Origin of the sequence: Defluviitalea raffinosedens (assembly GCF_016908775.1) — a bacterium.
Taxonomy (GTDB): domain Bacteria; phylum Bacillota; class Clostridia; order Lachnospirales; family Defluviitaleaceae; genus Defluviitalea; species Defluviitalea raffinosedens.
Genome location: NZ_JAFBEP010000048.1, coordinates 1 through 1535 on the forward strand (window position 1 = coordinate 1; position 1535 = coordinate 1535).

Consider the following 1535-nt stretch of genomic DNA (forward strand, 5'->3'; position numbering starts at 1 on the left):
GTCAGTGTCAACTTGTTCTCGGTTTTTAAAAAGCAGGTTAACCCTCTTTTTGGGATAACTCATATAATATAGCCACTATTCTTTATACTTCTCAGTACCCGGTATAATTGACTTACCTTGCCATTGTTCAGTACCGTAATGTTATGTATCATTTCTTTAGAAGCTATCCTATACGACTTTGAAACTTTATTCAGTATTTTCTTTGTTACTTTGTAAGATTCTTCACTCTTTTTAATATGCTTAGTTCCTATATGCCCACCGCTGCAACAGTATGCTCTAAGCTCGGCCATTGCTTTAAGACCACCTCGGCTCCACCCTGACGGCCTGCTGCTTAACCTGCTTGATAATACATGACTTACATGCCCCTCTGTATTGCTACCTCTTGATCCTTCTTCCTGATATGCTACTATCCCATCCCAATTTGTTATGATATAATTCCTAAAATTATCTACTTTTTCCTTTACCTTCTCATTTTCTGCATTCTTTCGAAGTTCTCTGCATATCTCTCTTAGATATTCTTTATCTGCTTCTGTTACTGCATCCTTCAGCTTGGCACAGACAAGTTCATCTCCCCTGGATACTTCCTTTATTGCCTTATTCAGATGATACCTGTCCAATACAAACTGCACTTTGGGTAAGTAGGACAATCCTGTTTTTATCCATGTCGCTCCATCCCCATGTAGGTATATCTTCTCTATTTTATCTACATCATAGACTGCATATATCCATTCTGCAGCTTCTTGCCATATATCCTCTATACTCTTTCCATGGCTGCTTATATGATGAATGTTGATACATTTTCCCCTTTTACCTATACGTTCTACCCCTTCGTGTATGCTTATCAATGGAACAACTGTATCGGTTCCATCCTGCAGTGAAACATGATCTTCGTCTGCTTCTACATTCAGATATCTTACTTTGCGCTTCTCTTCCGGAACTTCCACCTTAAGCTCTTTCGTCCGTCTGATTTTATTCATTACTGTTTGACGGCTTATATCCCCATTACAAACATATTTGCTGCTCTTAGCGTATGACATTTCTGATGCACTTTCAACCAAGGCTGCCGAAACAGAAGCGCTGACTCTGTCATAGCTTTCTATGCCTACTACTTTATCTACAAGGTAAGAGTAAGTACCATTCAACTTGTTGATGTAATATCTTCTATTAAATTCTAAACTGCCAAACTGTGTATATATTTCCCTCTTAACTGCCTTCTGCTCAACTACATAACCTTTTTTCTTCCTACTCGCCTTATCTTCTGCTATTGCTTCATCAAGTCCTTCGAGATAGGTTTTTATCATAATTCTGATATAATTATCTGTCTTTTTCTTAAGCTCTGTCTCCATTTCATCGAGCGTTCTGATTATATCTGTATCAAAAAAATTTAAAATTTCACTAATGTAATTCTCACAAATTTGCTGTATAATATTATTCACAAGAGACCCTCCTTGGTATTTATTGTTTTCAGCGACTAATATTTTACCAAAAAGAGTGGTCTCTTGCTATTTTTTGTCCTAGAACAATTTTACACTAAG

At 37.1% G+C, this 1535-nt stretch carries 1 protein-coding gene; it reads right to left on the reverse strand.

The annotated features are described in order from the left end of the window. Window positions 1-59: 59 nt before the first annotated feature. Complete coding sequence (locus JOD07_RS15240) at window positions 60-1436, reverse strand: ISLre2 family transposase (protein ID WP_204614651.1); 1377 nt, start codon at window positions 1434-1436, stop codon at window positions 60-62. Window positions 1437-1535 lie beyond the last annotated feature (99 nt).